This window comes from Nonomuraea sp. K271 (assembly GCF_009908215.1).
Taxonomy (GTDB): Bacteria; Actinomycetota; Actinomycetes; order Streptosporangiales; family Streptosporangiaceae; genus Nonomuraea; species Nonomuraea longispora.
In genome coordinates this window covers 1-22858 of the sequence record NZ_JAAAHR010000159.1, presented here as the reverse complement: position 1 = coordinate 22858, position 22858 = coordinate 1, and the positions used below count along the sequence as shown (strand labels likewise).

The window sequence follows — 22858 nt, the reverse complement described above, 5'->3', positions numbered from 1 at the left end:
GGTTGCCCCCGGGCGCCGCGGAACTCGTCCTCGTCAACCCCTCCGACTACCACCTCTACACGCCGCTGCTTCCGCAGGTCGCGGCGGGCGTCGTCAATCCGGTGGACGTGGCGGTCCCGCTGCGGGCCCTGCGGCGCACCCGGCTCAGGCCGGGGGAGGCGACCGGGGTCGACCTGGACGCGCGCACGGTGACGGTGTGCGACCGCGACGGCGACGTCACCACCATCGGGTGGGACCGGCTCGTGCTCGCCCCCGGCAGCGTCACGCGGACGTTCCCCGTCCCGGGACTGAAGGAGCACGCGCACGGCTTCAAGACCATCACCGAGGCGGTCTACCTGCGCGAGCGCGTGCTGGCGCAACTCGAACTGGCCGACGGGCTGGCCGAGGGGCCCGAGCGGGCCGCGTACACCACGTTCGTGGTCGTCGGGGCTGGCCTGGCCGGCACGGAGTACGTCGCCCAGATGCGCATGTTCGTCCGCTCGGCGCTGGCCGCCTATCCCCGGCTGCGGGTCGAGCACATCCGCTGGATCATCGTCGACCCTGGCCGCAGCATCCTCTCGCACCTGGACCCCCGGCTGTCGGAGCGCGCGCTCGCCATCCTGCGCGCCCGTGACGTCGACGTACGGCTCGGCGCCGCCGTCGACCGGCTGACCGCCGACACGGTCCACCTGAACGACGGCACCACCGTGGCGTGCCGGCTGCTGGTGTGGACGGCGGGCGTCGCCGCCGCCCCGCTGGTCGGCGAGCTCGGGCTGCCGAGGGAGAAGGGCCGCCTCGTCGTGGGCGCCGACCTGGCCGTGCCCGGACGGCCCGACGTCGTCGCGCTCGGGGACGCGGCGGCGGTGCCCGACCTGACCCGGCCGGGGTCGGTGTGCCCGCAGACCGCCCAGCACGCGATGCGGCAGGGTCAGGCCGCCGCCCGCAACGTCGCCGCAGGGCTGGGCTACGGGCGGGCGCGGCCGTACCGGCATCGCGACCTCGGCTCCGTGGCCGACCTCGGGGGCGGGCAGGCCGTCGCCGCGCCGTTCAACCTGCGGGTGACGGGCCCGGCGGCGGCGGCGATCACCGGCGCGTACCACCTGTTCGCGCTGCCCGCCACGGGCAACCGGCTCCGCGTCGTCACCGACTGGGCGCTGACCGGCCTGCTCAGCCGCCAGACCGTCGGCCTCGGGCTGGTGCCCGACGCCGCCGCCGAACTCGACCGGGCCGAACAGCTGAGCATCCGGCCTCCCGCCGGCTGAAAGGCCTGTCAGGGGCGTGGAAGGATGCTCCCTGTTCACCGGTCGTCCGGGAGGGGGAGGTTCCGCTGACCCGCGAGAGACGGAACACGAAGGCGCGCCTCCCGCACGACGGACGGCCCAGCCTGGTGTGAGTCGAGAGGAACGCCCTCATGTCCGGATCACTGTCCCGCCGAACATTACTGACCGCGGTGCCCACAGCCGTCCTGCCCGCCGTCCTGCCTGCCGCCGCCTCGGCGGCGGAGACGGCCTTCGCGGCCTTCCGCGTCGCGCGCGGCCGGCCCGGCGAACCCGGCACGCCCGAGGTCACCCTGCCCTCCGGTTACGAGATCCTGCCGGGCGAGCGGTATTCCGTGGCCTCCCGCGCGGAGTACTACACGTTCGTGCGCGGCCCGCGCGACGCCGCCGGCATCGAGGTCAACGTCCGCTGGCCGGGCGAGCGCGTCGAAGCCGTCGTGCACCAGGACACGCGGCTGGAGCTGCGCCGCGTTCCGGGCGACAGGCACAGCGTGTCCTTCACCCTGCCGATGACCCAGTCGTCGCCCGACGCCAACCAGCCGACCCTGCAGGTCTGGAGCCATCCCGACGTCTCACCGGGCATGAACTGGCGCATCGAGCACAACGATCCCGACCGCGCCGCGGGCCCATGGACGACCGTGCCGTGGCCGGCGGGGCCGGTCGCGTCGGTGATCCACCAGATGGTCGCGGCCCACACCATCCTGCGTGACTCCGGCATGGTCGACGTCGCCGCGGCCAAGGGACACCGGTTCGTGCTGATGGGCATCGAGACCAACAACACCCTGCACCCCGACAATCCTCCGCACTGGCACATCTCGTACAACTCCGGCGCAGACTTCGCCGCGCCCACCCACAACCCCCACTTCTGGCTCGACCCCGACGGCCGCAACTTCTACAACGGCATGGACGTCACCGGCCTCGGCCGGCTGAAGTACTACGTGGGTGACCCCGCGCCGGTGTACGACTTCGTGGGCGACGCGAACGGCGGCCGCGGCGACCTCGTCGTCACGTTCACCCTGCGGCAGGACGGCGGCATCGACGTCACCTCGCCCCAGGGCCGCGCGTACGCCATCGCGGCGGGACGCAACGGCGACCTGGTGAAGGAGGTCACCGCGCTGCGCGACGGCGAGCCCTGGCTGCGCGTCCGCACCGAGGACCGCGTACGCCAGGGCGTGCTCGTCGTGCGGGTCGAAGGGCTGCGGGACCACGCGGATTCCCGCGTGCGGGTCCACCGCTACGACCGGTTGACGGGAGTGCTGCTGAACCGGCCGTGACGGGCGCTCGCGGTCAGGGGTGAGGACGATCTGAGGCCGTCCTGAATGACCGTGACGTTAGGTTCCCTGGGTCCGTATCGCCTTGGATCAAGGAACCGCATGACGACAACGCGTTTTCTCGCCATCGCCGCCCTCTCGGCGATGGCCGCGTCGGTCGCGGTCGGCGCGCCCGCGAGCGCCGACCCGGCACCGACCGCCCGAACCAGCCCGCTGATCGAACTGGTCACTCCCAAGAGCAAGGGCTTCTTCTACACCGCCAACCCCGCCGAGGCTCAGCGCGCCGTCCAGAAGCACGGCTTCAAGCGCACCCCGACCCCGCTGGGCCGGGTCGCCGTGAAGCCGTTCAGTGGAGGTACGGCTCTGTACCGTCTCCGGTCCACGTCGGCCATGTCGTACATCCTCACGGCCGATCCGGCCGGGCTCAGAAAGCTGATCGCCTCAGGCAAGTTCGTGAACGAGGGCATCCTCGGGTATGTCGGCAAGACCGGCGATCCGGCCAAGCGGATCTGGCGTCTCCACTACGACAACCGGCCGAAGTGGCGCATCGCCATCACCGCGCACAAGGACTCCATCCTGCGCAACGAGCCGGGCTGGTCCCTGGACGGCCCCTCCGGCTACCTCCAGTGACCGCTGGCCGTCCTTGACACGTCAGGGGCCGCCCTCGCCTGGGGGACGAGCCCGCGCCCGACCCGGCCGCCTCGCTCCGCGGCCGGGTCTGCGCCATGTGCTCCAGTCGATGGCACGTCCGCCCGCCATGCCTGGCAGGCATGGCGGGCATGGCGGGCATGGCGGGCCCTGGAACGCGTCTCGCCTGAAGAGGGGACTCTCGGACGGCCGGCCGCGGGCGCTACCCCTCGACCTTCAGCGCCGTCATGCCCAAGGATGTCGTGCCGGAGAAATACTCGACCGCTCCGAAGTAGTGGCTCCCGGACGGCACGCCGGTCCAGTTGACGGTCACGGTGACGGGATCACCCGGCCGCGCCTGCGCCTCCGCCGGAGCCACCGACAGGTTGCCGGTGGCCTGTGTCAGCGCGTAGGAGTACAGGCGGACATCGGTCGCGTCGGTTCCCGCCGGCAGACCCCACTGCAGGACGTACACGTCGAAGGTGCCGCTCCCTGGCAGGAGAACCTCCTCCTCGGAGGTGAGGCCCTGGGAGGCACCGAGGAAAGCCCCGTCGCGGACGACGTACACGTCGATGTCCGTCCCGTCGGGATACTCGTCGTACGTGGCGATCCTGACAAGCCGGGTGCCGGCCGCCGTGGTGATCGTCTTCTTGGCGATCGCCGGGCTGCTGGGCGGATTCCGGGGGTCGAATCCGCCGTTGTAGGTGCCGACCAGACGCGACGTCGTGACGGACGGCGCCGTGAGGCCGAGCGGCGCGGCCTTGAGCGTCCCGCTGTATCCCGGTGTCACTTGGAGCGCTTGCGATCCGGCGGAACCGGAGCCGGTGATCGCGGCCGGGTGCCGCACCATCATCGGCTTGACCGCGATCGGGCTGCGGACACGGTGTCCGGCCCGGTCTGACCAGGTCAGCGAGCCGAACGCGTACCTGTTCATGATCGGTGTGGCGGCCGTGACCTTCACCTGGAAGGACGCGCTGCCACCGGCCGGCACGGTGAGTTCCGTAGGGCTGACGTTCACCGTGATTCCGGGCGGCGCTTCGACCTTGACCGTGTAGACGCTGTCCCGGCCGGTCGTGTCGGTGACGGTTCGTGTGACGGTCTGCCGGCCGACGAAGTCGCCGATGGCGATGGACGGGTAGTTGAGGTTGCTGGGGTCCATCGCGCCATGTGCCGCGCACGCCGACGAGCCGTCGTCGAGCCGCATGTCCACGCCGAGGCCGCAACTGTAACGGTGCCAGTCGACCTCGTGGGACTCGTACACCAGCCCGGGGTCGAACATCCCCGCCGGCCGGACGTGACCTGCGCCCATGTCGAAGGGGGCCGCACGGGCGCCGTCACTGAGCCGGATGATCGGCTTGTCTTCCTTGCCTGCCTGGTAGGCCGTGGTCATGATCGCGGATTTGACCGCGGAGGGCGACCACGCCGGGTTCTTCTGCATGAGGAGCGCGGCGGTGCCGGCGACGTGCGGGCTGGCCATCGATGTTCCGCTCTTCAGCCCGTACGACGAGTTCGCGGGATTGGACACCGGCGGCACCGCGGCGACGATGTCCACGCCTGGCGCGAGGACATCCGGCTTCAGCAGGTCGCCCCGGCTGGTCGCCGACGGGCCCACCGAAGAGAAGGAGGCCACGCCGGGCGCGCGCTGCGACGCCTGCGCCATCGCGGACAGCGCTGCGGTCGCGTCGTGGTTCCCCGCGGCATAGCCCTTGATCGCGGCGCCGGCGGCCGAGTCCACGTGGACCGTCGGAACCGAGTGGTACTCCGTGTTGAGGGATTCAGCCGGTGTGTTGTTGTACATGATCATGCCAAGACCGCCGGCTTCCTCGACGGCCTGGCTCTTCTCAACCCGGGCGTTCTCCCCGCGCCGGCAGAGCACGACCTTTCCGCGCACCTTGTCCGGATCGAGGGAGCCCACATGGCACAAGGCCGCCCGTGCGGCATCCACCTCCGGTGCCGGCGCGGTCGCCGCATCGACCAGCCGCTCGGCCGGAAGAGCCCCACCTAGGCCGACGCCTTCGTACGTGGCCCCGTCGCCCAGCGTGACGGCCTTGGTGTAGCGCACGTCGTGCGTCCCGGCGGCCACGGTCGTCACCCACGCCTGGGCGTTGTCGAGCGTGCCGGCGCCTGGGCCGGAGTTGCCTGCCGCGGTCGCGACGAACACGCCGGCCGCCGCGGCGTTGAAGAAGGCGACATCCGTGGGGTCGAACTCGTCATAACCGTCGCCGATGGAGAAGTTGATGACGTCCACGCCGTCGGCCACCGCATCGTCGATGGCCTTGAGCAGGTCGGTCGTGCCGCCCGCTCCGACACCGGGCGCGACGTGCCACACGGCCTTGTAGATCGCCAGACGGGCGGCGGGCGCCATGCCCGAGACCTGCCCGACCGGAGCGCCGGCGACGCTCGCGTCGACCGGCACTCCGGCGGCCGTGCTCGCCGTGTGGCTGCCATGGCCGGCACGGTCACGCGGGGACAGGAACTCGCCGTTCGCAGGGTCTCCGTAGCCGCTCTGGTTGTACCATCGAGCCCCGATGACCTTGTTGTTGCAGGTCACCGGCTCATGCTCGCCCGTGACGCACTCACCGGACCATTTGGCGGCGATGGCGTCGGCGTCAGGGCGAGGTTCGGGCAGTGCCGCGAAGCTGGGGTTCTCCGGCCAGAAGCCACCGTCGATCACCCCTATGATCATGCCCTCGCCGGCGCGGTCCTGACCGCCCAGATGGCTCCGCCAGACACCGTCCGGCCCCGACATCCCGAGAAAGCGGGGAGTGCTGGAGGTGTGCCAGGTGTGCACCCTGTCCTTGTAGACGCGGGCCACGCCGGCGGTACTCCGCAGCCTGCGGACCTCGGCGGAGCCGAGCCTGGCCGCCAGCCCGTTGAACGTCACGCTGTAGTCGGACACCACCTTCGAGGTCGGGACACCCGCTTTCCGTAATGCCTCGGTGCGCTCCGCTCGCAGGTGCTCCTGGTAGAGCCGGGAACGTCGTGACGTGGTGTCGAGTTTGGAGTGACCGGTCGGTTTCGTCGCCGGGATGCCGGCGACGCCCCCGGAATACGTCGCCAGCGGCGCGCCGGCGAACTGCACCACGTACAACCCCGGCGCCTCGGCACCCGCCGGCTGCGCACCGGCCGAGACCGGTAACGCCACGAGCAATGAGGCCGTGAGGCCGAGGACCATACCCACTTTCCGGCTGGGCGGCCCATTGCGTAACCCATTTCGGCGCAGCACTACGCACACCCTTCCTTTCTACGGACATGTGGTGGCACAACGTCTTCGGCGGCCGGCGGGCTCACCAGGGGAACCAGAGTTGGTCGTCCCAAGAGCCGCACCGCGTCTGGATCGCCGGCCGCCCAGCCCGCGCTGCCAGGCACAATCCGGAATTGACATTGGTGAATCGCTCGTAGTCCACATGGGCCCAGCCTCTCCTCGTCCAGAGCTGATCGGCCCAGGTGGCGTTGCAGCCGGCGAGCGTCGCGGAGGACTCGGTGGAGCCTCGGGCCACCAAGCACAGGTTCTTGTGGACGTTCAGAATCTGAAAGCGGGCATCGCTCGTCCCCCATGGATAACGGAAAATCCATTTCTGATCCGCGTAGTGAGCGTCGCAGGATGTCTGCGCGATCGGGGACCCGTGCGCCCCTCGGGCGACCAGACACAGCCTGGACGATTTGTTGCGGATGACCTGACCGGCCAGGGCGGACTTCGTCCGGTGAGCATCGGCCGGCGCCGTCCACAGCGGCAGGGCGGTCATCACGGCGACGCACGCGAACAGCTTACGCAGCATCATTTTCTCCCTTTGGCTGGGCTGGCGGCATGAGCCGGAATCCCGGAACCCGTGCGGCGCCGCGGGAACGAAGCTGATCAGCAATATCGAGCCTGGCTGACCGGCAGTCCAGGACGGAAACCGGACTTTGACCGGACTCATCCCTGCCTGGCCCTCATGCCCGGCTGCCGTGAGAACTTACAGACGGTCCGGTCGCGTCCGCGAAGGAAACATCCATAACCCCAAGACACGCGGCGAAACACCTATCGGCATCCGTTCAGAAATCCTTTTCCGAAGTCCGTCCGCCACGCGAATTAATGTCCGGAAAATGTCCTGGACCGCTGACGTGCGCAAGCCGAGACTCTCGTGGGCGAGGTCGTGATCAACGCCTCGCCACGGCCGCACGGAAAGGATAGAAATGAAATTATCGTACGCGGCGACCACGTTCAGGAGGGCCGCCAGGTCGGCTCTCCTGATCCTTCTCGCCTATCGGCCGCGATGACGGCTGTCGTCGCGATGCCCGGCGCCGCCCTCGCCGCTCCGCCGACTCCCCACTTCGGCCCGGAGATCGAAGGTTACGCTCCCCATCAATACCAGACGACATGCGATCCCGCCGCGAAGCCCGGCGTGCTCGACTTCCGTGACCTGCTCAACCGGACGTACGGCACGCACATCTCCGGCATCAGCCGGGACTGTAATTCCGGTGGAACCAGCGAACACAAGGAAGGCAGGGCGCTGGACTACCACTTCAATGTCTCGAACCCCACTCAGAACGCGCACGCCAACGACCTGCTGAACTGGTTGCTGGCGACCGACCAGTACGGAAACCGGAACGCGATGGTTCGCCGTCTGGGAATCATGTACATCATCTGGAACCGGCGCATCTGGCAGGACGGATCCTGGGCCCCCTACAACGGTGCCAGCCCGCACACCGATCACATCCATTTCAGCTTCGGCTGGCCGGGGGCGCGGCGGGAGACCTCCTGGTGGCATCCGTCCGGACCTCGCGTGGGCCGGGTGTTCTGGAATATGCGGTCGCCCTCTGGTGCGTGGACGGGTGCGAGGGTGTCTGATCAGGGTCCGGTCGGCAGTGTGGCGTATGCGGGTGGTCCGGATGGTTCTTTGCATCAGTTCACGTTGGCTGGGGGGCGGGTGCATCTGAACACGCGTCGTGCTGATGGGTCGTGGACGGGGGCGCGGATCACGGATCAGGGGCCGGTGAGTGCGGTGGCGGCTGCTGCCGGTCCTCAGGGTCTTCATCAGATCACGTTGTCGGCGGGGCGGGCGTTCCACAATCTCAGGCGCACTGATGGGTCGTGGGCCGGGGCAAGGATCTTCGACAACAACGGTCGTCTGTTCGCGATCGCGGCCGGCTGCAACATCTCCTCCGGCAATCTCCACATCGCCACCATGACCCCCTGACACCCCCGGGGTCACCTACCGAGCTCCGTGCTCGCCGCTGCCTGTCGCTGTTCCCGCGGCGGGCAGCGGCGGCTCCATTCGTACGCCATGCGCGCGGCGCGCTCGATCGTCGAGGCGCCGCGGCCGGCATGGACCGGCGTCTCGACGAAGGCCGGTCGTCGCGTCAGGACTGGTCGGCGGTGATCGTGTCCGTGATCCAGTCCAGATAGAACCCGATCGAGGTGAAGACCTCGTCGGTGGCGAGACAGGAATCGCCGCCGCTGCGGCTGTCCACGCCGATGACTCGCCATTGACCCCCGACGTTCAGGAGCAGCGGGCTGCCCGAGTCGCCGTTGCACGCGCCCGCTGCGTCGGCCTTCGCCCTCTCGACACAGAGGTCACCGGGCGTCGCGTCGAACTCGTCGCCGAAGGAACACGCCGAGAGCTCCAGCGTCCTCGTGTCCAGTTGCCGGATCTGCCGCGGTATCGAAGCCGGGTCGTCAGCGACGGTCCTGCCCCAGCCGATCATGCGCACCGTCGAGCCAGGGGCCGAGTGCGACAATGGGGCGATGGGCCGTTCCTTCGACGGCGCCGCCAGCTTGATCAGAGCGATGTCACCGATGCTCTTTTCGTCCTCGTCGTCCCAGTACGGGTGCACCACGAACCTGGCCGGCTTGAACGCCGTGCCGCCCAGATAGTCGTTCGAACCGACATTCAGCTCGAAGTCCGCCGGATTGCGGCCGGCGACGCAGTGGGCGGCGGTGACGACCCACTGCGGGGTGATCAGGGCGCCGCCGCACCGGAGCGGGGCCGGTCTGTCGCCCTGATCCTTGTAGAGGAGCGCGGCGGCGAACCCGTATTCCTCGGTTGCCGGGTCCCCGCCGATGAGGTGGGGGTTGTATCCGGGGTCGTCCGCGAATGCGGTTCCGGTGCCCGACCACGTCAATGTGGCCAGTGCCGCGAGCGCGAGAACAGCGCCGAGCAGTCTTTTCCTCATGTCGTCCCTTTTTCCGGCATGGCGCGACCGGTTGATCGCATTGGGCGAAAGGGTAGGAAAGGAAGGATTCACGAGGGCTTCGTATCGTCTTCAGCCTGGTGGTAACGATCAGTGATGCGGCGAGCCGAAACGGCGAAGACAGCGCCCAGTACTCCACCGACCCTTCGCGGTCTTCAGGGGCGTTGGGGTCACATGGCGACGGCCAGCGGCGTCGCCATCAGCTCACCGCCCGGCACTTCCACTACCAGCGCAGACCCGATCCATGATCGCGAAGGGCCACTGGAGTACTAGCGACCCGTATGACGGGCCTGGCCACTCTCGTGCAGCTGTTGTCGCCCCCGCGCCGCGTGGTCGCCCGAGCGCCCCGCCGCCTCCAGGGCGAGGATCTCGAGCGCGGTCTTTCCCTGCTCGTCGCCCTCCAGATCGCACCAGACCGTCACAGCGAGAGCGAGTCGGACGACGTGGGGGTGCAACCCCTCTGCCATCGCCAGCCGGAGAACGCGGAACAGGACGACCCGCTCCGCCCGGAACCAGGCCTGCGCCTGCCCGCGGTCCCTCAGGTGTTCCGGCCGCACCTTCGCCGCCGGAGCGTCCGGGGCGATCAGCTGCGCCGCCGGGTCGAGCAGCAACGCGGCCCGGTACGTGGTGTGCAGGTAGTGCTCGATCGTCCGCAGGACCGCCCGGCGATGGGCGGAGGTGTCCCCGGCGCGGGCGAGACCCCGTGCGTACGTACGCAGCAGTTCGTGGAAGGAGAACCGGGAGGGCACGGTCTCACTCACCAGGTGGGCATCGAGCAGCGTGTCGAGCAGCTCGCTCACCTGCGGTGCATGCAGCCCCGCGAGGCTCGCGAGCGCCGCCTCGCCGACGTCCGGCCCCGGATGGACGGCCAGCAGCCGGAACAGCCGGGCTGCATCGGGAGGCAGCGCGTCGTAGGAGCGGGCCAGCACGGCGCGCATGTCCGTGAGGCTGTCCTTGGTGGCGAGGACGCCGAGGTCGTCCCTGACCCTGCGCAGATCGGCGGCCAGGGCGGCCATCGGCGACAACGGGCGGGCGACCGCGCGGCCGGCCACGATGGCGAGCGCGAGCGGCAGCCGCGCGCACAGCTCGATGATCTCGTCGGTGGCGGCGGGGTCGGTGGCGATCCGCTCCCGCCCCAGGCGGCGCGCGAGCAGATCCCTGGCCTCCTCCCGCGTGAGCACGTCCAGCGTGAGCAGCGCTGCGCCCTCCGAGGCGACGAGGCTGCTCAGTCCCTGGCGGCTGGTGACCACGACCGCGCACCCGGCGTCACCCGGCAGCAGCCGGCGCACCTGCTCGGCATCACGGGCGTCGTCGAGAACCACCAGCATGCGCTTGCCTGCCAGCACCGTCCGGTAGAGCGCGGCCCTGGCCCGCGTCTCCGCCGGGATCGCCTGCGGCGGCACTCCCATGGCCGTGAGCAGCGCCGGCAGCGCGTCGTGCGAGCTCGTCGCGGCGGCGGAGGGCCCGAACCCCCGCAGGTCGACGTAGAGCTGACCGTCGGGGAAGTGCGCCCTGGCCCGGTGCGCCCAGTGCAGGACGAGCGCGGTCTTGCCCACTCCGGCGGTGCCGGAGACGACACAGATCCTCGTGTCCCCGTCGAACAGGCGGTCCATCCGCTCGCACGCGTCGTCACGGCCGGCGAACCCGGCCACCGCCACCGGCAGCATGCAGGGCGTGGGCGACGTGGCCGGGCGTTCTTCGTCGGCGAGCAGGGACAGGTGCCTCCGTTGCAGCTCGGGGGAGGGATCGACGCCGAGGTCGTCGGCGAGGCGGCGCCTGAGCCGCTCGTACATCGCCAGCGCCTCGGCCTGCCTGCCGCAGCGGCCGAGCGTGAGCAGCAGGCGCTCCCACAGCGGCTCGCGCAGCGGATGCCGGAGCGCGAGCTCCTGCACCTCGGCGACCAGCTCGTTGTGGCGTCCCTCGGCCAGTCCCAGGTCGATCCACCGTTCCACGGCCGACAGACGCTGCTCCACCAGGCGCACCGCCTTGGGCCCGCACAACGTGCTGGAAGGCAGGCCGCCGAACGGGGCGCCCCGCCACAGGGCGAGCGCCTCCTCCAACTGCTCCCGCTCCGCTCGTGTTCCCCGCGACGCCGCCGCCCTGGCCAGCAACCGGTGAAAGCGCAGCACATCCACGTCGTCGGGATCCGCGTCGAGCCGGTACCCGCCCCTCACCGTGCGGATGGCCGCCGGCCCCAGCGCGCGGCGCAGCCTGCTGACGTAGGTCTGCACGCTACGCCGCTGATGGGCCGGCGGATCGTCCGGCCACAGCGCGAAGGCGAGTTGCTCGACCGTCACCGTGTTGCTCGCGGACAGGGCCAGGGCGGCCAGCATCGTCCGCAGCCGGTTCGAGCTCACGTCGATCGCCGTGGACCCCCGCCACACCTGCAACGGACCCAGCAACGCGACACGGAGCCCGTGGTCCTCGAGATTCCCCGGTCCGTGATCGGCCGCGGGCGCCGAACCGAGCGCCGGACCGTCCGACGGGCGTTCACCGGCATGCGCCGTGCCTCGCCCGTCGCTCATGCTCCGGGATCGTCCAGGCAGATGTTGGAGCTGCCCGGCCTGATCTGCACGGTCGGTGACTGCCGGAAGGCGGCCGGCACCGAGCCCCGGCCATGGCACAAGGTGAAGGTGCCGCCCTGGAGATTCACCAGGACGACGTGGCAGCCGGCCGACGGTCGGTTGTCGAACGAGACGACGTGGGCCAGTCGCGACTGGTGCTGGGTCGGGGGCTCGCACTGCTTGTACGACACGTTCTCCACGTCAGAAGAACCCGAGAACAGTGTGACCTGCCCACCGGCCGTGCCGGCCACCGCCGGGCTCGAGAGATATCCCGCGGTCACCGTGGCGAGGGCGGTCAAGGCGAGTCCGGCTGTCATTGTTCTGCTCGTCGGCGACAATGTTGCGCTCCCGTTTCTGGTGCTTGTGTCCTGTCCGGAAGATGCTCGGCCCTCGGGAGCTATCGCACCAGGGTGGGCACAGGACATAGACCGGTCATTTCCCCGTCCGCAACGGCCGTGCCGGACTCGCGCGGCTACTCCACCGCCCGGTCCCTGCACGCGGTCCCGGCGGCCGGCAGGTCGCCCGTCACGAGGTAGGCGTCGATGTGCCGGGTGGCGCAGGCGGACCTGCGGTGGGCGGAGTGCCCGTCACCGTCGTACGTCATGTGATTTTTGTTTGGACCGCCAGAATGAGCCGGATGAATACGGGCAGAGGTCGCATCATGCCAGGGAGGGGATGGCTCGCCCGGTGGCCGGTGATCCGCCAGCTCACCGGCGAGGACGGCAGGAGCGACGCGGCACGGTCGTCCCGCACCGACGCTCTGCGCCCTCGCACCGAGGACGCAGGCACGGTCGCCCGATCGATCTGCCCCTACTGCGCCGTCGGCTGCGGCCAGCTCGTCTACGTCGAGGACGGCCCTGACGGCCGCAAGGTCACCCAGATCGAGGGCGACCCCGACTCGCCGATCTCCAGGGGCCGGCTCTGTCCCAAGGGCTCGGCCAGCAAACAGCTCGTCACCCACCCGGGCCGCCAGACCCAGGTGCTCTACCGCAGGCCGTACGGCACCGCGTGGGAGCGGCTCGACCTGGACACCGCGATGGAGATGATCGCCGACCGGGTGGCGCGCACCCGGCGGGAGACCTGGGAGGAGACCCACGAGGGCAACGTCGTGCGCCGCACGCTGGGCATCGCGAGCCTGGGCGGGGCGACGCTCGACGACGAAGAGAACTACCTGATGAAGAAGCTCTACACCGCCCTCGGGGCCATCCAGGTCGAGAACCAGGCGCGCATTTGACACTCCTCCACCGTCCCCGGTCTGGGGGCCAGCTTCGGGCGTGGCGGCGCGACCACCTTCCAGCAGGACCTGGCAGGCGCGGACTGCATCGTCATCCAGGGCTCCAACATGGCCGAATGCCACCCCGTCGGCTTCCAGTGGGTGATGGAGGCCAAGGCCCGCGGGGCCAGGGTCTACCACGTGGACCCGCGCTTCACCCGCACGAGCGCGCTGGCCGACCGGCACCTGCCGATCCGCGCGGGCAGTGACATCGTGCTGCTCGGCGCGCTGATCAACCACGTGCTGGAGAACGAGCTGGACTTCCGCGAGTACGTGCTGGCCTACACCAACGCCGCCACGATCGTCTCCGAGGACTTCCGCGACACCGAGGACCTCGACGGCCTGTTCTCCGGCTGGGACGCGGAGACGGCCACGTACGATCCGAGGAGCTGGGCGTACGAGTCGACCGGCGAGCAGCCCTCGGCCGAGCAGGCGGAGGGCGGGCGCCGCGACGCCGACGCGGCGGGCTCCGACACCTTCGGGGCGGGCGGGCCCGCCGCGCCCCCCAGCCCGAGCACCGACCCGACGCTGACGCACCCGCGCTGCGTCTACCAGATCGTCAAACGGCACTTCGCCCGCTACACCCCGGAGCTGGTCGAGCGGCTGTGCGGCATCCCGCGTGACGGCTTCGCCGAGCTGGCCGAGGCCGTCACCGCCAACTCCGGCCGCGAGCGCACCACCGCCTGGGTCTACTCGGTCGGCTGGACCCAGCACACGGTCGGCGCGCAGTACATCCGCACCGCCTCGATCCTGCAACTGCTGCTCGGCAACATGGGACGGCCCGGCGGCGGCATCCTCGCGCTGCGCGGCCACGCCAGCATCCAGGGCTCGACCGACATCCCGACGCTGTTCAACATCCTGCCCGGCTACCTGGACATGCCGCACGCCGGGCGGCACCGCGGCCTCGACCACTACCTGGAGCTGGAGGGCGGCGCGACCGGCTTCTGGGGCAACCGGCGCTCCTACCTGGTGAGCCTGCTCAAGGCGTGGTGGGGCGAGGCCGCCACCGAGGAGAACGACTTCTGCTTCGGCCACCTGCCGCGCATGACCGGCGACCACGGCCACTACACCACGGTCATGGGCCAGATCGACGGCACCGTGAAGGGCTATTTCGTGGTGGGGGAGAACCCCGCCGTCGGATCGTCGGGCGGCCGGGCGCAGCGCCTCGGCCTGGCGAACCTCGACTGGCTCGTCGTCCGCGATCTGGCCCTGGTGGAGACCGCCACGTTCTGGCTGGACGGCCCTGAGCTCGAGACGGGCGAGCTGCGCACCGAGGACATCGGCACCGAGGTGTTCTTCCTGCCCGCGGCGAGCCACGTGGAGAAGGAAGGAACGTTCACCAACACCCAGCGGCTGCTCCAGTGGCGGGAGAAGGCGCTCGACCCGCCCGGGGACTGCCGCAGCGAGCTGTGGTTCTACTACCACCTCGGCAAGCTGCTCAGGAAGCGCATGACCGACGACGAGATCGACCGGCCCGTACGTGAGCTGACCTGGGACTACCCGGAGCACGGCGTGCACCGCGAGCCCTCGGCCGAGGCCGTGCTCCGCGAGATCGGCGGGGTCGGCCCCGACGGGCGCGCCCTGTCGTCGTCCACCCAGCTCCGGCCCGACGGCTCCACGACATGCGGCTGCTGGATCTACTGCGGCGTGTACGCCGACGAGGTCAACCAGGCGGCCCGCCGCCGCCCACGCGGTGAGCAGAGCGCCGTGGCGCTCGAATGGGGTTGGGCCTGGCCGGCCAACCGGCGCATCCTCTACAACCGGGCCTCCGCCGACCCCGAGGGCCGCCCGTGGAGCGAGCGCAAGGCGTACGTGTGGTGGGACGCCGAGCGCGGCGAGTGGACCGGGGACGACGTGCCCGACTGCGAGATCGGCAAGCCGCCCGGTTACGTGCCGCCCGAAGGCGCCCACGCCCAGGACGCGCTCGCCGGGACCGACCCGTTCATCATGCAGTCCGACGGCAAGGGCTGGCTGTACGTGCCGGCCGGCCTCGTCGACGGCCCGCTGCCCGCCCACTACGAACCGCACGAGTCCCCGGTCGCCAACCCCCTCTACGCCCAGCGGGCCAACCCGGCCCGCCGCACCTACCACCGGCCCGAGAGCCCGTACAACGCGCCGGACGGACGGTTTCCGTACGTGCTGACGACGTACCGGCTGACCGAGCACCACACGGCGGGCGCGATGAGCCGGCCGCTGGCCTACCTCGCCGAGCTGCAGCCCGAGCTGTTCTGCGAGGTGTCCCCGCAGCTGGCCGGTGAGGTGGGACTGGACAACGGCGGCTGGGCCACGATCGTGACCAGCCGCGCCGTCGTGGAGGCGAGGGTGCTGGTCACCGGGCGCATGCGGCCGCTGCGCGTCGGTGGCGAGGTCGTGCACCAGGTCGGCCTGCCCTACCACTGGGGATGGGGCGGCGGCGGGCTCGTCACCGGTGACGTCGCCAACGACCTGATGCCGCTGGTGCTCGACCCGAACGTCTACATCCAGGAGGGCAAGGCCATGACCTGTGACGTGCGGCCGGGCCGCCGGCCGAGGGGCCGGGCGGCGCTGGAACTGCTGGAGAGGTACCGCCATGGCTGAGCGGATGGGGTTCTTCACCGACACGAGCGTCTGCATCGGGTGCAAGGCGTGCGAGGTGGCCTGCAAGGAGTGGAACCAGATCCCCGACGACGGCTTCGTCTTCGAGGCGACCTCCTACGACAACACCGGCATGCTGGGCGCCAACACCTGGCGGCACGTCGCGTTCATCGAGCAGTCACGGCCGGTGCGGGCGGGCGACGAGGAGGGCGTGGACCGGTGGCTGATGTCCTCCGACGTGTGCAAGCACTGCACGCACGCCGCCTGCCTGGACGTCTGCCCGACCGGGGCGCTGTTCAGGACCGAGTTCGACACGGTGGTGGTGCAGGCCGACATCTGCAACGGCTGCGGCTACTGCATTCCGGCCTGCCCGTACGGCGTGATCGACCGGCGGGAGGGCGACGGGCGGGCCTGGAAGTGCACGATGTGCTACGACCGCCAGCGCGGCGGCCTCGAACCGGCCTGCGCCAAGGCCTGCCCCACCGACTCGATCCAGTTCGGGCCGCTCGACGAGCTGCGCGAGCGCGCCGAGGAGCGGGTGACCCGGTTGCGCGCCGACGGGCACGAGGAGGCCCGCCTGTACGGCGAGAGCCCCGGCGACGTGGTGGGCGGGGCCGGGGCGTTCTTCCTGCTGCTGGACGAGCCCGAGGTGTACGGCCTGCCGCCGGATCCCGTGGTGACCACCCGTGACCTGCCGGCCATGTGGCGCTGGGCGGGCGCCGCCGCGGTGTCGGCGATGGGCGCCGTGGCCCTCGCCTTCCTCGGGTCGTCGCGCAGGGGGGAGCGGCGGTGAGGCGGGAGCCGGCGATGGTGCCGGAGGCGGAGTTCCGGTCCTACTACGGCCGCCCGGTGCTCAAGCCGCCCGTCTGGCACGAGCCCCACATGCCGACATATCTCTATCTGGGTGGGATGTCTGGAGCGTCGTCCACGATAGCCGTCATGGCCCGCCTCACCGGCCACGCCCGCCTGGCCCGTACGGCCCGCGTCGCGGCGGCGGCCGGTGCGACCCTCGGAGCCGCCCTGCTCGCCGCCGAGCTGGGCAGGCCGGAACGGTTCCTCAACATGTTGCGGATCTTCAAGCCCAGTTCCCCGATGAGCGTCGGCTCGTGGGTCCTCGCCGCCCAGGGCGGGCTGTCGGCCGCGGCCCTGGCAGGTGATCTCGCCGGCGTCCTGCCCGCCGCGGGGGACGCGGCGCTGCTGGCCACCGGGGTGACCGGGCCGCTGACCGCCACCTACACCGCCGTCCTGGTCGCCGACACGGCCGTACCCGCCTGGCACGAGGCGTACCGGGAGTTGCCGTTCCTGTTCGCGGGCAGCGCGATGGCCGCTGCGGGCGCGGTCGCCATGCTCGGCACGCCCCGGGCCCAGGCAGGTCCTGCCCGTGCCGTGGCCGCGCTCGGGGCCGCCACGGAGACGGTCGCGGGGGAGGTGCTGGAGCGGCGGCTCGGGTTCGTCGGGGAGCCGTACCGTAAAGGGCGGGCCGGCCGGCTCATGCGCGCCGCGCGCGTGCTCACGGCCGGGGGCGGGCTGCTCGCGGTGGTCGCGGGACGCAGCCGCGCCCTCACCGCACTGGCCGGGATCGCCCTCACGGCGGGCTCCTTGTGCACCCGCTTCGGCATCCTCGAAGCGGGCCGCGCCTCGGCCGCCGACCCGAAGTACACCGTCGTCCCCCAGCGCCGCCGCCTCGACGCCCGAGCCGGCGCCGTACCGAAGGACGCCTGACACCGGACGGACGAGGCCCCGCCCACGGTCAGCGCAGGCGCAGGTGAGGGCCGTCCAAGGGGACCAGCTCGCCGATGACGGGCGCGCCAGGGACCTCGCCGGCGACCAGGAGCCCACCCGACGTCTGGGCGTCGGCCAGCAGCAGGAGGTCGTCCTCACTGAACCGGCCGGGGTCGAGCCGCGGCCGCACCCAGCCGAGGTTGCGGCGGGTGCCGCCGCTCACGTGGCCGTCGCGCAGCGCCTGCCGTGCGCCCTCCAGGTACGGCACCGCCGCCACGTCCACCACCCCCGTCACGCCGCTCGCCCTGCACAGCTTGTACAGGTGCCCGAGCAGCCCGAACCCCGTCACGTCGGTGGCGCACCGCGCCCCGGCGGCCAGCGCGGCCCGCGACGCGTCGCGGTTCAGCGTCGTCATCGTGCTGATCGCCTGCTCGAACACCTCACCCGTCGCCTTGTGCCGCGAGTTCAGCACCCCGACGCCGAGCGGCTTGGTCAGCGAGATCGGCAGGCCGGGACGGGCGGCGTCGATGCGCAGCAGGCGCGCCGGGTCGGCCAGGCCGGTGACCGCCATGCCGTACTTCGGTTCGGGGTCGTCCACGCTGTGGCCGCCGGAGACGTGGCAGCCGGCCTCCCGTGCCACGTCCAGGCCGCCCCGCAGCACCTCCTCGACCAGGTCGAGCGGCAGCCGGTCGCGGGGCCAGCCGAGCAGGTTCACCGCGACCAGGGGATCCCCGCCGACCGCGTACACGTCGGACAGGGCGTTGGCCGCCGCGACGCGGCCCCAGTCATACGGGTCGTCCAGCACGGGCGTGAAGAAGTCGGCGGTCACCACGACCGCCCGGCCGCCGTCGATCCGTACCACGGCGGCGTCGTCCCCGTCGTCCAGTCCCACGATCAGCTCGCCGGCCGGTGCGCCGGTGGCGCGGGGAGGCGGCGCCGCGAGGCCGGCGACGATGGTCTCCAGCTCGCCGGGCGGGATCTTGCAGGCGCAGCCGCCCCCGTGCGCGTACTGCGTCAGCCGGACCGGGCTTCGCGGGTTCGCTGGTGTCATGGCCGTCCTCACTGCGATTTCGCGGGTGCCGCCGGGTCACCTACCCCGAGGTGGGTAGGTTCTCCCCTGGAGGCGTCTGGGCGCCTGGTGGCCCCCGCGGTCTTCAAAACCGACGAGGCCGAGGTTCTCGGCCTGGCGGGTTCGATTCCCGTCCGCCTCCGCTTATGTTCGGAAACATGGACCGTCGCAGGCTGGTGCCGCGCACCGACGCCGTGCTGGCCGACCCGCGCCTGGTGGAGGCGGGCGGGCGGCTGGGCAGGCAGGTGGTCAAGGCGGCCGTGGCGGCGGCCCAGGACCGGGCGCGGCAGGGTGAGATCGGCCCGGACGACGTGGCCGACGCGGCGGTGGCGGCGCTTCCGGCGCGCGCGGCGAGCCTGCGCCCGGTCGTCAACGCCACGGGCGTGCTGATCCACACCAACCTCGGCAGGGCGCCGCTGTCGGCGGCGGCGGTCGAGGCGATGACCGCCGCGGCCGGGCCCGCCGACGTGGAGTTCGACCTGGCGACGGGCGCCAGGGCGCGGCGGGGACGGAGCGCGGCAGAGGCGCTGGCCGCGGCCGTGCCGGCGGCGGCTGACGTGCACGTCGTCAACAACAACGCCGCCGCCCTCGTCCTGGTCGCCACCGCGCTCGCCACCGGGCGGGAGATCCTCATCAGCCGGGGCGAACTGGTGGAGATCGGTGACGGGTTCCGCATCCCCGACCTGCTCGCCTCCACGGGGGCGCGGCTGCGCGAGGTGGGCACCACCAACCGCACCTCCGCCCGTGACTACGCCGACGCGGTGGGGCCGGCGACGGGGTTCGTGCTCAAGGTGCACCCGTCGAACTTCCGCATCGAGGGCTTCACCGGCGTGGCGGAGGTGCCGGAGCTGACCGGGCTCGGCGTGCCCGTCGTCGTGGACATCGGCTCGGGCCTGCTGGCCCGCGAGCCGCTGCTGCCCGCCGAACCCGACGCAACCACCATGATCGAGTCGGGCGCCGACCTGGTGACGGCCAGTGGCGACAAGCTGCTCGGCGGCCCGCAGGCGGGGCTCCTCCTGGGCCGTGCCGACCTGGTCGAACGGTGCCGCCGCCACCCGCTCGCCCGCGCGCTGCGGGTGGACAAGCTGACGCTCGCCGCGCTGGAGGCGACGCTGCGCGGTCCCGTACCGCCGGTCTCGCAGGCGCTGCACGCCGACCCGGCCGTGCTGGCGAGGCGCGCGGCCGCCCTGGCCGGCCGTCTGGCGGGGGTCGGGGTCGACGCGAGGGACGTGCCGAGCACGGCCGCCGTGGGAGGCGGCGGGGCGCCCGGCGTGAGGCTGCCGAGTGCCGCCGTGAGCCTGCCGGAACGTCTCGCCGTCCCGCTGCGGACGGGCGACCCGCCGGTCGTCGGCCGCGTCGAGCACGCGCGCCTGCTGTTGGACCTGCGCACCGTCCCGCCAGAGCACGACGGCGACGTGGAGCGCGCGGTGCTGGCGGTGGCGGAGGTGCGGGGCTGATGCACGTCGTGGCCACCGCGGGACACGTCGACCACGGCAAGTCCACGCTGGTACGCGCGCTCACCGGGATGGAGCCCGACCGGCTGGACGAGGAGCGCCGGCGCGGCCTGACCATCGAACTCGGCTACGCCTGGACGGCCCTCCCGTCGGGGGAACGGCTCGCCTTCGTGGACGTGCCGGGCCACGAGCGGTTCCTCGCCACCATGCTCGCGGGGGTGGGGCCCGTGCCCGCCGTCATGTTCGTGGTGGCGGCCGACGAGGGGTGGATGCCGCAGTCGGAGGAGCACCTGGTGGCGCTGGAGGCCCTTGGCGTACGCCACTGCCTGCTCGTGGTCACCCGGTCCGACCTCGCCGGCCCTGCCGCGGCGGTGGAGCAGGCCGGTGCCCGCCTGGACGCCGCCGGCATCGGCGGGGTGGAGGCGGTCACCGTGAGCGGGCGCACCGGCCAGGGGCTGCCCGAGCTGCGGCAGGCCCTGGACCGGCTGGTGGCAGGGCTGCCCAGGCCCGATCCGGCCGCGGAGGTCCGGCTCTGGATCGACCGGGCGTTCAGCGTGACCGGCAGCGGGACGGTGATCACCGGGACGCTCCCCGCCGGGACGGTCTCGGTGGGCGACGAACTGCTGCTCGCCGGCGAGCCGGTACGGGTCAGAGGCCTGGAGTCGCTGAAGGAGCCGCGTGACACGGTGAGCGGGGTCGCGCGGATGGCGGTCAACCTGCGCGGACACGACGTCCCTGGCCGCGGGCAGGCGCTCGTCACGCCGGGCGGCTGGACGTACACGGACCTGATCGACGTGCGGGTCTCGCTGGTCGGGGCGCTGCGGCACGAGTGCGCGGGGTTGCCCCGGAGACTGACGGTCCACGTCGGGTCGGCGGCGGTGGCGGCCGAGGCGCGGCGCCTCGGCGGGCGCGTCGTGCGGCTGCGGCTGACCCGTCCTGTGCCGCTGCATCTCGGCGACGTGCTGCTGCTGCGTGACCCCGGGCGGGACCGGTCGGAGGTGCGGGTGCTCGCCGGGGCGAGCGTGCTCGACGTGCGCCCGCCGGCTTTGGGCCGCAGGGGTGTCGCCGGGCAGCGGGCGGCCCTGCTGGAAACGGCCCTGCTCGAAACGGCGCTGCTGGAAACGGCCCCGCTCGAAACGGCGCTGCTGGAAACGGCGCTGCAGGGAGGGGCCCTGCCGGAGACCGGCGCTCCCGGCACGGCGTACGCGCTGCGCCTGCACCGCCTGTTGCGCGCCGCCGACCTGCGCGCCATGGGCGTCCCGCCGGACGTCCCGGGAACGTCGGGGGAGTGGTACGCCGACCCTGACCACTGGAAGGAGCTGGGCCGGCGGCTGGCCGAGGAGGCCCGGCGGTACGCTGCCGGCCACCCCCTGGAGCCCGCCATGCCGGTCGAGGCGGCCCGCCACCGGCTGGGCCTGCCCGACCGGCGGCTGGTCACCTCCCTGGTACGGCCGCCGCTCGCGCTCCACGGAGGGCGGATCGTGGCGGGTCCCGCGGGTCTGCCGGAGCCGGTGGCCAGGGCGGTCGAGCGGCTGCGACGGGACCTGGCGGCGCGGCCCTTCCAGGCGCCGGACGCGGGACGCCTGGCCGAGCTCGGGCTGGGCCCGCGGGAGCTGGCCGCGGCCGAACGGGCGGGCAGCTTGCTGCGGGTGGCCGAAGGAATCGTCCTGCTGCCGGGCGCCGACGCACGAGCGGTCGCACTGCTGAGCCGGCTGCCGCAACCGTTCACGGTCAGCCAGGCCAGGCACGCACTCGGCACCACCCGCCGGGTCGTCGTGCCGCTGCTCGAACACCTCGACAGGGCCGGCCTCACCGAACGCCTGGACGAGGTGCACCGCCGCTGTCGACCACCCGCGCGAGGGCGATGACCGTCCAGCGGTGGCGGCTCACGCGGGTTCGGTGGACGGCGGGCACCGGGACACCGCCGCGGACGCGACGGGTCGGGGTGACCGGGCTGTGGTGACCGGGCTGAGGTGACCGGTCGATGCGGGCGGGAGGGCCGGAGGTCAGCGACCGGCGGGCTGGAACAGTTCGACGAGGTTGCCCGCCGGGTCGGTGAGCAGGATCTGGCGCCCGCCCGGCCCCGCGACGACCTCGCCGGAGAAGGACAGCCCCGACGCCCGCAACCGGGTGATCTCGGCGTCGAGATCGTGGACGACGAGATGGACGCGGTTGCGGCCCGGCGTGGACGAGGTCTCCGGCGTGGCCCGGGCGCCGGAGCTCTGCGGCCCGGACAGCAGCAGCCGCAGCGGGCCGCGTACGACGTCGGCGAAGGCGGGAGCCGGGTGAGCGCGCAGGGTGAAGCCGAGATATGTGGTGTAGAAGCGCACGGCGGCGGCCACGTCGTCCACGATGTAGCGCACGCCGGCGGGTTCGGACGGTGTGGTCATGAGGGGACCTCCGGGGTCGTGGCACGGGCGAGAACGGGCAGCAGGTGGCGGATGCGCGTGTCGAGCTCCGCCGCCGTCCGCAGGAAGGCTGGGTAGCTCGCCTGGTCGTCGGCGCCCGTCGCGGCGGGGTCGGGAATGCTCCAGTGCGTTGGCCGCGGCCGGTCGCCGAACGCGGGATGCACCTCGCGGACCTTGTCGCACAGGCTGATCAGGTGATGGAAACGGCGGTGGTCCACGGCGTCCAGGTGGCGCGGCCGCAGGCCGGCGAGGTCGAGGCCGTACTCCTCCCGCAGGACGCGCACGGCGTTGGGATGCATGCGCGCTTTCGGGTGGCTGCCCGCGCTCATCACCTCCACGTGGCCGCCGCCGCGGTGACGTAGCAGCGCGGCGGCGATCGGCGAGCGGGCGCTGTTGCCGGTGCATGTGAACAACACCCGGGGACGGGCCTGGGCGCCGCCGACCGTGACAGAGGACGGGACCGGGG

Annotated in this window: 18 protein-coding genes and 1 tRNA gene; 10 read left to right on the top strand and 9 right to left on the bottom strand. The window is 72.0% G+C overall.

The features are described 5' to 3' along the window. The 3 genes from GUY59_RS37280 to GUY59_RS37270 all read left to right on the top strand — a co-directional run. On the top strand, nt 1–1241 hold a 1241-nt coding region (locus GUY59_RS37280; RefSeq protein ID WP_161714890.1), incomplete at its 5' end, for an NAD(P)/FAD-dependent oxidoreductase. Nucleotides 1242–1390: 149 nt separating this feature from the next. Then, nucleotides 1391–2530 (top strand): hypothetical protein, encoded by a 1140-nt coding sequence (locus tag GUY59_RS37275; RefSeq protein ID WP_138208329.1) that lies wholly within the window; start codon nt 1391–1393, stop codon nt 2528–2530. A 99-nt stretch (nt 2531–2629) separates the two neighbouring features. Beyond that, nucleotides 2630–3157, top strand: a complete 528-nt coding sequence (locus tag GUY59_RS37270) for a hypothetical protein (protein ID WP_138208328.1) — start codon at nt 2630–2632, stop codon at nt 3155–3157. Between the two features lie 220 nt (nt 3158–3377). Here the strand turns inward: GUY59_RS37270 and GUY59_RS37265 are convergent, their stop codons facing one another. Together GUY59_RS37265 and GUY59_RS37260 are read right to left on the bottom strand one after the other, a co-directional pair. Continuing rightward, nucleotides 3378–6299 (bottom strand): S8 family serine peptidase, encoded by a 2922-nt coding sequence (locus GUY59_RS37265; protein ID WP_201761792.1) that lies wholly within the window; start codon nt 6297–6299, stop codon nt 3378–3380. Between the two features lie 142 nt (nt 6300–6441). After that, the gene (locus tag GUY59_RS37260; RefSeq protein ID WP_161714889.1) at nt 6442–6933 is read right to left on the bottom strand and encodes an RICIN domain-containing protein; all 492 of its coding nucleotides are present in this window, start codon (nt 6931–6933) and stop codon (nt 6442–6444) included. 345 nt (nt 6934–7278) lie between these two features. Here GUY59_RS37260 and GUY59_RS37255 point away from each other — a divergent pair, with 345 nt between their 5' ends. Next, a complete protein-coding gene (locus tag GUY59_RS37255) occupies nt 7279–8334 on the top strand; it encodes a hypothetical protein (protein WP_161714888.1) in 1056 nt (351 codons plus the stop codon). Between the two features lie 163 nt (nt 8335–8497). Here GUY59_RS37255 and GUY59_RS37250 read toward each other — a convergent pair whose 3' ends face one another. The 4 genes from GUY59_RS37250 to GUY59_RS37235 form a co-directional block, all read right to left on the bottom strand. Beyond that, nucleotides 8498–9310: a S1 family peptidase gene (locus GUY59_RS37250; protein WP_138208293.1), complete on the bottom strand. Its 813-nt coding sequence runs from the start codon at nt 9308–9310 to the stop codon at nt 8498–8500. 287 nt (nt 9311–9597) lie between these two features. After that, a complete protein-coding gene (locus GUY59_RS37245) occupies nt 9598–11685 on the bottom strand; it encodes an AfsR/SARP family transcriptional regulator (RefSeq protein WP_161714887.1) in 2088 nt (695 codons plus the stop codon). A gap of 164 nt (nt 11686–11849) precedes the next feature. Then, nucleotides 11850–12209, bottom strand: a complete 360-nt coding sequence (locus GUY59_RS37240; RefSeq protein WP_138208295.1) for a hypothetical protein — start codon at nt 12207–12209, stop codon at nt 11850–11852. Nucleotides 12210–12364: 155 nt separating this feature from the next. Continuing rightward, nucleotides 12365–12496, bottom strand: coding sequence for an alpha/beta hydrolase (locus GUY59_RS37235; RefSeq protein ID WP_138208296.1), 132 nt, complete (start codon nt 12494–12496; stop codon nt 12365–12367). Nucleotides 12497–12553: 57 nt separating this feature from the next. Here GUY59_RS37235 and fdh point away from each other — a divergent pair, with 57 nt between their 5' ends. Genes fdh through nrfD form a run of 3 tightly spaced genes read left to right on the top strand, consistent with a single transcriptional unit; the run spans nt 12554 to nt 17461 of the window. Further along, entirely contained in the window at nt 12554–15742 is a 3189-nt protein-coding gene (fdh, locus tag GUY59_RS37230; protein WP_138208297.1) for a formate dehydrogenase, read from the top strand. Next, entirely contained in the window at nt 15735–16532 is a 798-nt protein-coding gene (locus tag GUY59_RS37225) for a 4Fe-4S dicluster domain-containing protein (RefSeq protein ID WP_161714886.1), read from the top strand. The genes fdh and GUY59_RS37225 overlap by 8 nt, the downstream gene beginning before the upstream one ends. Continuing rightward, nucleotides 16529–17461, top strand: a complete 933-nt coding sequence (nrfD, locus tag GUY59_RS37220) for an NrfD/PsrC family molybdoenzyme membrane anchor subunit (protein WP_252375262.1) — start codon at nt 16529–16531, stop codon at nt 17459–17461. The genes GUY59_RS37225 and nrfD overlap by 4 nt, the downstream gene beginning before the upstream one ends. 28 nt (nt 17462–17489) lie before the next feature. Here the strand turns inward: nrfD and selD are convergent, their stop codons facing one another. Further along, nucleotides 17490–18512, bottom strand: a complete 1023-nt coding sequence (selD, locus tag GUY59_RS37215; protein WP_138208488.1) for a selenide, water dikinase SelD — start codon at nt 18510–18512, stop codon at nt 17490–17492. 68 nt (nt 18513–18580) lie between these two features. On the opposite strand from selD, the gene GUY59_RS37210 reads away from it, so the two are divergent. The 3 genes from GUY59_RS37210 (at nt 18581) to selB (ending at nt 21852) form a co-directional block, all read left to right on the top strand. Beyond that, nucleotides 18581–18674, top strand: a tRNA-Sec gene (locus GUY59_RS37210). Between the two features lie 14 nt (nt 18675–18688). Continuing rightward, complete coding sequence (gene selA / locus GUY59_RS37205; protein WP_138208487.1) at nt 18689–19987, top strand: L-seryl-tRNA(Sec) selenium transferase; 1299 nt, start codon at nt 18689–18691, stop codon at nt 19985–19987. After that, nucleotides 19987–21852, top strand: a complete 1866-nt coding sequence (selB, locus tag GUY59_RS37200; protein ID WP_138208486.1) for a selenocysteine-specific translation elongation factor — start codon at nt 19987–19989, stop codon at nt 21850–21852. The genes selA and selB overlap by 1 nt, the downstream gene beginning before the upstream one ends. A 138-nt stretch (nt 21853–21990) precedes the next feature. On the opposite strand, the gene GUY59_RS37195 is transcribed toward selB, so the two are convergent. Both GUY59_RS37195 and GUY59_RS37190 read right to left on the bottom strand, forming a co-directional pair. Then, nucleotides 21991–22374, bottom strand: coding sequence for a VOC family protein (locus GUY59_RS37195; RefSeq protein WP_138208485.1), 384 nt, complete (start codon nt 22372–22374; stop codon nt 21991–21993). Then, nucleotides 22371–22858: arsenate reductase ArsC (locus GUY59_RS37190; RefSeq protein ID WP_161714885.1), on the bottom strand; the 488-nt coding region annotated here is incomplete at its 5' end. The genes GUY59_RS37195 and GUY59_RS37190, both read right to left, overlap by 4 nt.

Bases quoted from the DNA above. Each gene is read 5' to 3' on its own strand.
- GUY59_RS37270 (WP_138208328.1), top strand. From the start codon at position 2,630: ATGACGACAACGCGTTTTCTCGCCATCGCCGCCCTCTCGGCGATGGCC.
- selA (WP_138208487.1), top strand. From the start codon at position 18,689: ATGGACCGTCGCAGGCTGGTGCCGCGCACCGACGCCGTGCTGGCCGAC.
- GUY59_RS37240 (WP_138208295.1), bottom strand. From the start codon at position 12,209: ATGACAGCCGGACTCGCCTTGACCGCCCTCGCCACGGTGACCGCGGGA.
- GUY59_RS37250 (WP_138208293.1), bottom strand. From the start codon at position 9,310: ATGAGGAAAAGACTGCTCGGCGCTGTTCTCGCGCTCGCGGCACTGGCC.
- GUY59_RS37275 (WP_138208329.1), top strand. From the start codon at position 1,391: ATGTCCGGATCACTGTCCCGCCGAACATTACTGACCGCGGTGCCCACA.
- GUY59_RS37235 (WP_138208296.1), bottom strand. From the start codon at position 12,496: ATGACGTACGACGGTGACGGGCACTCCGCCCACCGCAGGTCCGCCTGC.
- selB (WP_138208486.1), top strand. From the start codon at position 19,987: ATGCACGTCGTGGCCACCGCGGGACACGTCGACCACGGCAAGTCCACG.
- selD (WP_138208488.1), bottom strand. From the start codon at position 18,512: ATGACACCAGCGAACCCGCGAAGCCCGGTCCGGCTGACGCAGTACGCG.
- GUY59_RS37195 (WP_138208485.1), bottom strand. From the start codon at position 22,374: ATGACCACACCGTCCGAACCCGCCGGCGTGCGCTACATCGTGGACGAC.
- GUY59_RS37225 (WP_161714886.1), top strand. From the start codon at position 15,735: ATGGCTGAGCGGATGGGGTTCTTCACCGACACGAGCGTCTGCATCGGG.
- GUY59_RS37260 (WP_161714889.1), bottom strand. From the start codon at position 6,933: ATGCTGCGTAAGCTGTTCGCGTGCGTCGCCGTGATGACCGCCCTGCCG.